The sequence below is a fragment of the Oxynema mangrovii CENA135 genome (genome assembly GCF_016632315.1).
Taxonomy (GTDB): Bacteria; Cyanobacteriota; Cyanobacteriia; order Cyanobacteriales; family Laspinemataceae; genus Oxynema; species Oxynema aestuarii.
Genome location: NZ_JAEOXH010000002.1, coordinates 654,213 through 662,922, shown reverse-complemented (window position 1 = coordinate 662,922; position 8,710 = coordinate 654,213). Strand labels below are relative to the sequence as shown.

Here is an 8,710-nt window from a genome sequence, read left to right as displayed (position 1 = left end):
CTGATGGCCGCGCCAGGGTTCGCCGATCGCTTCCCCCTGGCGGGTCCACAAGCGCACGGTGTTGTCCCAACTGCCACTGACGATCGTCTGTCCGTCCGGGCTGAAGGCGACGGCTTCGACCGAATTCTGATGGCCTTGGAAGCGATTGTGTTCTCCGGCGGTTTGAATGCTGGTGAGTAAGCTACTTTGAACCGAACTCATCACTCGCCCTAATTGGTCTTGACTCTCTCCTGTCGCCTGGATCGCTAGCAATACCCCCTCTAACGGTTGGGGAGTGGTGAGCAACTGTTGCGCCTGGGCGGCGTTGGCCCGCAAGTTGGCGATGGTGGCTTGGCGCTGGGCATTCAACCAGAGTCCGGTGACGAGGGTCAACACGGTGGCGACGGTGCCAATACTGAGAATGTGGGTGATGCGTTGCTGGCGGATGCTTTTTTGCACGAACTCTGGGGCGGGGGCGGAGAGGGGAAAGGTTTCGCCATAGCGTCGCACAAATGCCTCTGCCTCGGATAAATCTAACCCCCTCAACAAACCCTCGCGGCGTTTGCCTTTGTCTTCCCACTCTTGCGCTTTGTCTTCGATTTCGTCTTGTTGCCGCTTCAGTTCCGGGTTTTCGCCTAGCCAGTCTTTTAAGGTGTTCCAGTTGCGAATTAGGGCTTCGTGGGCGACATCCACCACCGTGATTTTATCGCCGTTGTTCCCTCTGGCTTGCAGTTCGCTGGTGACGATTAAGCGGGCGTCTTCTAATTTCGCCAGTACGGTTTCTACTTTTTCTGGGGAGGGGGGTAAGTCGGTTAACCGGGTTTTGCGGACTTGTCTGCAGGTGGTTTTATCCCCTTCTACCAGTTGGGTGAGTTTGAGGAAGATGCTCTTGGCGAGGGTCTGTTCTTCTGGGTCGAGGGAGTTATAAACGTTATCCGCTTGCGTTTCTAAGGCTTTGAGGACGCCACCCATGTCTTGGTAGGTTTTCACCGTCAAACGGCGATCTCTCCAATCCCACAGTTCGTACAGGAGGTATTGCAATAAAGGCAAGCTTCCCGGGGACTGCTGCACGTCTTTCACCATCTCGTTTTGCAGGTCTTCCGGGATGGTCCATCCTTCTTTGGCGGCGGGTTTAGCAATGGCTTCGCGTAACTCTGCCTCCTGCATTCGGCCAACAATTTTATTCTGGGTTTCGATGAGTTGCGCCAGTTGGGGATATTCGGCGCATTGGCCTACAAAATCGGCCCGCAGGGTGATTACTACTCGTAGAGAGGGGGAGGATCCCCCCCGGCCCCCCTTGGAAAGGGGGGGGTTGGAGTCAATCGCGCCTAGGATACAATCCAAAAATTGTTGGCGTTTGGCGTGACTTTGAGATTGGGTAAAAATTTGCTCGAATTGATCGACGACCAACACCACCGCCGGGGCTTCGGTTTCGGCAATCAGCCGTTGTAAGCCTTCGGCCCCTCGGGCGAGTTCGGCGTTAACCCGGTCGAAGGAGTGGCGTTCGTCCACCAAGACGCGGGCTAAACTCTCCAGGGGGTCGTCTCCGGGTTTGAAGGGGTCGTAAATTTTCCAGGATTGAGTCTCGGGGAAGCGATCTCCTTTCTCCAATTCGGGAATTAATCCGGCCCTGACCACCGAGGATTTCCCACTGCCAGAAATCCCCAATACTGCCAAAAATGAATCGTCATGGATGCGATTGACTAAGGTTTTCGTCAGTTCCTGGCGACCGAAGAAATAGGGGGCGTCTTCTTTTTGAAAGGCGGCCAATCCTTTATAGGGATTTTTCCCCGTCACCACTGCTTTCTCGCGTTCCCGTGACGGTTCGTTGTCCGGATCGATTAAGATAATCTCGCCGTCGCGGTTGAGACATTTTGGGGTTTGCCCGCAAGGTTCTAACGCTTGCATCAGATAGTGAGAGAGGGTGACCGTACTCACCACCCCCTCCTGCTGCAACCCTTGCAATAATGCCTCGGCGAACAGGCTATGTTCGGCTGTGGTGGACTCATACGCTAATTCCGGCGCGCCACAAGCGGATATCAAACAGCGCGTCACCCGTTCCGATTGTCCCGGGTCCGCTTCTTGATAATTAAAGAGTTCCCCGGAATGGCAGCAGTCGAGAATCGCGATCTGCTGTTTGACGGGACTGTGTTCTAAAACTTGCCGCAAGTATGGCAGGGATATCCCCCATTTCTCGGTGCTATTACTCTCGGGGTTGGCGCGACTGGTGGCTAGAAATCCTTGGGTGAAGCGACCTTTCACCTGTCGCAACCCATGTCCGGCAAAAAACAGCAGGGCTATTTCTGGAGGCTGTTTTTCCGTTTCCGAGATCGCAAATAACCAGTCGATCGCCCGTTCTAATTCATGATGGCGTAATTCTTTCTGGGAATCCACTTGCGATGCTTCCAGGGTCGAGACTACAGGGAGTCCCCGGATATCGTCAAAGCCAATTTCTCGCAGTCGTCGGGCTACCGCATTGGCATCATTGGCGGGGGTTCCCAGCTTTGCTAAATGTGTATAAGTGTTAATCCCAACGACTAAAGCTCGCTTCATGGCAAAATGGCTATAATCAAACGAGATAGAATTGACCCCGATCGCCCCATATTTTTAGTAGTATAGCCAGGTTTGACGATGGCAATCGCCTCTCTTGATAAAAGTTTACTCGCTCTTTTGATGGCGCTATACAGATTCGATAGCGACCTCGACGCCGACAGCCTCGATACATTAGAAAACCTCGGCGATTTACTCAATGAAGACCCCCCCGATCTCGAAGAAATACACACGGCGATCGACGATCTCTTGACGACTCACACGGCGTTAACGGCTTTATATCAAGAAGCCCTGACCCAAATCGATCGCCTCGATCTCCCGGACGATTATCTCCCCGACGAAACTACACTCGAACAACAATTGAGCATCGAGGTTAAAGCCAAAGGTTATTTTGGCGGTAAGCCGAGAAAAAACATTAAAGAAATCGGCAATTTAATGGTTCTCATTTTAACCAGCGATAAGCCGGAAAAAACGGCCAAGAAAATCGAGGACTTAGAAAAATATTGGGAACTTCCGCCAACTCCCCTATTGTAACCTCTGGGTAAGGGAAAAGGGAAAAGGGAAAAGGGAAAAGGGAAAAGGGAAAAGGGAAAAGTTACTATTCACTTTTCCTTCGTCATTCCTAAATCAGTCGAGTCAGGGCGATCCACCCGAACCCCTTGGGAGTGGGAGCATCTTGCTCCCTAGTTTGGTTACAAATCCTTTAAGATTGCTATATATGGCTACTGTATGGCAATATTTTTTTGAACCATGAGTGATTTAATTTTTTTAACCCTCGATCTGTACTTATACGATTTACGCGATACATTAGGGCAAACATCAGAAGAATCAGAAAAAAATCGGGAAAATTTCAAAAATAAGCTTCCAGAAGAGTTGAGATCTAACCTTCAGCACGACCGTCAATTTGAATCTGACTTTACCGAACTTTTCGGAAAACAACGCATTGTTGAATTTAAAACAAATACAGACCCTCCCCATGAGGGATATTACTACCCCGTTCGCTTAAATGATACCTACGGATTATTATTAAGTTGCTCGATCGCCGATCGCCAGAATCCCTATCCTGCTAAGTCGATTAGATCCCTCAATCAAGATATTCAAAAGCGGCTGAACTCAGAAAAACCCTCATTAGGGCGAAGCTGGGTAATTTACGGACAATTAGCCTATCCAGACGAACAAAGCCCGGAAGAAATTGCCAAAATCTGCTATCGTTCCTTATTGCCCAGTCGGAAATGGGACGAGGATTTACAGGGCAGAACTTGTATTTTCAATACCCACTTTTTTGAGCTGAGTTCCCATCGCATTGTTTTAAAAGAAAACAGTTCTACAGACAATCAGGAGACCCGGGAGTCACGGGTTACTCTCGACGAACCGATTCAGGATGGGGAACATGTGGTCATTATTTTATATCCCACTGAAAATATCGCCGAAAGGGCGGCAACATTATTAAATTTTGAATGGATGAGTTTATTTCATTATCGGGCTAAAATGTTGTTTAGTTACGGCCAAAGTCGGAGTTTAAAACAGTGGCTGAAAGGGGACGCGATCGCCATTCGGGAATGTTTGCAAGATATTCGCAATTCCAATTTAAAAACTAGAGCGTTTAAAAAACTGCAACGCACCCTCGATCGCACCCGAAAAATTTTACCCGACTACACGATCGATTTAGGGAGTTTAAATGACCAAATTACCACGGTTGAAATTAATTTACATGACTACCAACTACGGGTGCAGGCGATCGCCGATCTTTTAACTCAAGAATTTAGCCCAACTGTTTCAGGACAACGTACCCCGGTTGAATTAACCTTTCTCGATCGATTTAGAGAGAGGGTACGCGATTGTTATTTGCTGCAAATGAATAAAGAAAGGGATTATTTTAGTTCGACATTAAAGACATTAGAAGCGTCCATCGAAACCACGTGGGCGATCGTCGAAATCGACCGTTCCCGGCGCGATCGCAACTTCCAAAACACCGTCGCCATTGTTGGGGTCGGCTTGGGGGCAGGTTCCGCAGCCGCTTCGATTTCCGGGCAGTTTCCGACCTCAAACGAGGCAATTTCGATCGCACAATTGCGACAGCATCCGATCGGGGCGATCGTCGATCGAATCCCCGGGTTACCTTCCCTGTGGTTGCGTCCGGTGATTTCCGGCGTCTATTGTCTGGGGGTTGCATTCGCCTTTGCGGGGCTGACGGCGATCGCACTTGCCCTCTGGGAACGGCGGCCTCGTTGATACTTTTCTCCTTTTCAGACGGCGATCGCCGCCTGAAAAACCCTTGATTCTCCCGGATTCTAACCGCACTTTTACCCCGCTAAAACGGGATTTGCCAGATCTCGATGTCGCTACTGCCGACGATTAAAGTGTGACCGTCGGGACTGAAAGCGAGATCGATCGCGGGACGGTGGAGGTGGCGTAAAAGCTGTCCTTGAGGCAAACTCCAAATCCTGACGCCATCGTCACTCGCAGAGGCGATCGCCCGACCGTCGGGACTGAACGCCAATGCACGTATCAAAGCCTTCTCGCCATGACCGCGAACGGTCAACTTGCGAATTCCCCGTTGCAAATCCCACATCTTGAATTCGCCATACGTCCCGCCTGCCACGGTTTCCCCGGCGCGATCGATCGCCACCGCTTCCACTGAATATTCCGGGGTTTCGGCGTTCAAAGTCGATAACAACTCCCCGGAATCGACGGTCCAAATTTTAACTGTATTGTCTTGATGGGCACTCGCTAACGTGCGACCGTCGGAGGCGATCGCGATCGCCTCGGCCCCCGCCGACCCTTCCAAAGTATCGAGTAATTCCCCAGTTTCCAGATTCCACAAGCGCACTCCAAACCCACTCGCCGTCACCAAAGTGAGATCGTCCGGGGCGATCGAGTCGCGACTCGGTGGGAGGATCGCCAGATCTTCGATCGGGCCGTTCTCCCGGGCGCGATCGATCGCGATCGATCTCTCGATCCGACCGGACCGCCAATCCCAAACCCGCACCCCGTCGTCACTGCCACTGACCAACCATCGGCGATCGCGCGACATCGCCAAGCTACTGACGGTCCTGCCGTGTCCCGAAAGCGTCCCTAACAGCTTGCCGCTTCTCACTTCCCACAGTTGGATGGTGTCGTACCCGGCATCGTTGGCGACGATCGCCCCGTCCGAACTGAGGGCGATCGCCGCGATCTCCTGGCCCACGCGAATCCAATTCGATCGCACCATCCCCCGCCAGCCCAAATTCAAGCCGACCCGGGGGGCTAACTCCAAAAACTGCTCGATGGCGATCGCCCCGTTGACCTCGGTTCCGTCGCGATCGAACTGACCGCGTATCGCCACGACCCGCCCCCACGGATCGAACAACACGCCCCCCTGGGTAGTCGGTTGCAACGGACTAGTATAAATCAACCCGTACCCTGCGGATAAATTGACCGTCGGATAGTCGAAACGATCCGCCCGGGCGACCAAGGTCGGCCCTTCCGGCGCCGTAGCCGACAAGTACAGGCGATCGCCCTCCGACGGCCCGAAGGTCGCCACCGGATAATCGACCTCGCTGGTAAAGGCGATCGTCGCCAAATCCACCAGGGGGAACCGTTTGACCGAACTCGCCGCCACCGGATGACGCCGACCGTCCGCCGTCCTCACTTGATAGCTTTCCCCCCCGGCTAATACCGCGTTTGTCGTCAACACAGTATAAATATTTCCCGAGCGATCGACGATCGCCCCAGTTCCCAAATTGCCGCCCGCGATCGCCACAGTCACGTCTTCCGCAATCCGCGCGATCTGGCTCTCACTCAGTACCGGATTCGGGGTCGGCGGTTCGGCGGCGATCGCCCGCACCGGGGGGAAGCCCACGGGCATCAATGCCATCGATAACGCGATCGCCCCGGTTCCGACGCCGAATCCGAGCTGTTGCTGGCGACGAGAGCGAGTCGCCCCGCCTAACATCCGTTTAAACCACTGCATGTCAAATACCCTACAGAAGATCGATCCAACGCGATCGCCCTGATGGAATGCTTACGGCACCCGCCACACCCGGATATCCCAACCCGCACTGACGATCGTCCCTCCATCGGAACTCAAGGCGATCGCCCGGGTCTCGGTGGGGAAGAAATGCAACAGCCCCCCATTAGTGAGATCCCAGACCCGCACTGCACTCACTTCCCCTTCCCAACTGCGACTGACTAAAATGTCTCCATCTTGAGAAAAGGCCAAATCGGCAAAACTCGCATCGGGATGGCGGGCGATCGTCTCCTTGGGATTGCCCGTTTCCACATCCCACAACCGAATCGTTTGGTCTGCGGCGATCGCCAAAGTGCGCCGATCCGGACTGAGGGCCACACTGCGAACCGGGCTGCTATCGGCGACGAGCGATCGCACTAATTCCCCGGTCGCCAACCGCCAGAGGTTGACCCTGCCGTCATCGCTGCTGCTGACCAGGGTTTCGCCGTCGGGGGCGATCGCCACGGACCAAACCGACCCCTGATGTCCGCTTAAGGTGCGGATTAACTCCCGACGGTCGAGATTCCAGACCTTGACGAGGCGATCGCCCCCACTGCTGACCAAGGTGTTGCCGTCCGCACTTATCCCTAAATCGGTGACTTGTTCTCCGTGGGCCTTAAAACGATCGATCGCGGCGCCCGTTTCGAGATTCCAAATGGCGATCGTGCCGTCCAAACTGCCACTGACTAAGGTTTGACCGTCCGGGGCGATCGCCAGGGCCTGAACCCGACTGCTTTGAGTTTCTAAAGTGCGTAGCAGTTTCCCCGTCGTCAGATCCCAGATTTTAATCGGCGATCGCTCCGGACCGCCATGTCCGCTCGCCAGCAGGCGCCCCCCCGGGGCGATCGCCACGGAAAAGGCATCCATCCGCGCCGCGACCTCCTCGCACACTCGCGATCCACTCCCGTCGTCGCGACATCGTTCGACTTGCGACTCCGGCGTAATTCCCGCAGGTTGAAAGTTGAGAATATCGGTCAGCACCGCACTGCGCCATCGGCTCTCGATCGCCGCAATCTCCCGGGGCGCTTCCAATTCCGTGGGCGCTTCCGACTCCGTGGGTGCTTCCGACTCCGTGGGCGCTTCCGACTCCGTGGGCGCTTCCGACTCCGTGGGCGCTTCCGACTCCGTGGGCGCTTGTCCTTCACTCCTCGCCACCGCCACCCCATCCGCTTTGGCGATATACTCCTGGGGGACGAGGGCCAACCCGCTTAACTCCGATTGAGCTTGACAAATAAAGGAGGCGGCTTCGGCGCGGGTGGTGTTCCGGTCGGGATTGAGTGTGGCCGGATCCGGGTAGTTAATGACGATGCCTCGTTCGATTCCGGCGGCGATCGCGCTGCGGGCGTAGTCGGGAATCGCTGCCGCATCGCGCAAACTGGCTTGTAAAATGGCTGGCGCGTTGGCGGGCGCCGGATAGCGCAGTCCACTGGCGATCGCCACTAAGACTTGCAAGCGCGGGATCGTTTGGGTGGGATTGAACAAGCGCCCGGAATAGCCGGAGAGAAAGCCACTGGTGTAGACGTAATCGACGATCTCCCTCGCCCAATAGTCGCTGGGCAGATCGATAAACTGGACCGAATCGCGCACGGCTTCGCGGTTGGGAAAGGCGCGGGCGATCGCCGCCGCCAATTCAACCCGGGTGATGGGGTCGTCGGGGCGAAAGGTGCCGTCGCGATCGCCTTTGAAGATATTACGCTGGTTCAGTTGGACGATACATCGGCGCGCCCAGTGATTTTCGAGGTCGGAAAAGGGGGACTGGGCGAGGGTCGTGGGAACGAGACCGAAAACGGACGCGGCGATCGCCACTCCACCGATCCCGAGGCGATCGTGGCGCCCGTGCCGTTTCAAGCTCTGTGGGGGTGTATCTTTCGATTCGGGGAATCGGGTTGGAAAAATAGCGAAAATTACTCGGAGTTGACACCAAAATTTCACGTAAATCTCCTGGATGCTTGGAATCCCTGTCTCTTTAGCGTCGGGAGGAAAACCGACTCAAGCCGCATCAGAGCGCCGAGTTCCATCGAATGAGTATGGAGGGGGTGGGTTGCCCCTGCGATCGAGATCGTTGTCTCCAAAACTCCCCACAGGAGCGCCGCGCTGTTCGTTCGGGGTGCCATTTCATCGATCGCACCACCGACCTCGATTGTAATATCTGTCTCCTTGGCGTCAAGTCTGGAAATTTTTCAAACGAATCGG

At 54.6% G+C, this 8,710-nt stretch carries 5 protein-coding genes; 2 read left to right on the top strand and 3 right to left on the bottom strand.

Features of this window, described 5'->3' with window-relative positions:
• On the bottom strand, positions 1 to 2,532 hold a 2,532-nt coding region (locus JJD41_RS16530; RefSeq protein ID WP_200668494.1), incomplete at its 3' end, for an nSTAND1 domain-containing NTPase.
• A gap of 120 nt (positions 2,533 to 2,652) precedes the next feature.
• Here JJD41_RS16530 and JJD41_RS16525 point away from each other — a divergent pair.
• Both JJD41_RS16525 and JJD41_RS16520 read left to right on the top strand, forming a co-directional pair.
• Positions 2,653 to 3,063, top strand: a complete 411-nt coding sequence (locus tag JJD41_RS16525; RefSeq protein WP_200668492.1) for a hypothetical protein — start codon at positions 2,653 to 2,655, stop codon at positions 3,061 to 3,063.
• Positions 3,064 to 3,279: 216 nt separating this feature from the next.
• A complete protein-coding gene (locus JJD41_RS16520) occupies positions 3,280 to 4,761 on the top strand; it encodes a hypothetical protein (RefSeq protein WP_200668490.1) in 1,482 nt (493 codons plus the stop codon).
• A gap of 79 nt (positions 4,762 to 4,840) precedes the next feature.
• Here JJD41_RS16520 and JJD41_RS16515 read toward each other — a convergent pair whose 3' ends face one another.
• Together JJD41_RS16515 and JJD41_RS16510 are read right to left on the bottom strand one after the other, a co-directional pair.
• Positions 4,841 to 6,481 (bottom strand): trypsin-like peptidase domain-containing protein, encoded by a 1,641-nt coding sequence (locus JJD41_RS16515; protein ID WP_200668488.1) that lies wholly within the window; start codon positions 6,479 to 6,481, stop codon positions 4,841 to 4,843.
• A 51-nt stretch (positions 6,482 to 6,532) separates the two neighbouring features.
• On the bottom strand, positions 6,533 to 8,365 hold the full coding sequence (locus JJD41_RS16510) for an S-layer homology domain-containing protein (protein WP_200668486.1): 1,833 nt from the start codon (positions 8,363 to 8,365) through the stop codon (positions 6,533 to 6,535).
• Positions 8,366 to 8,710: the final 345 nt, after the last annotated feature.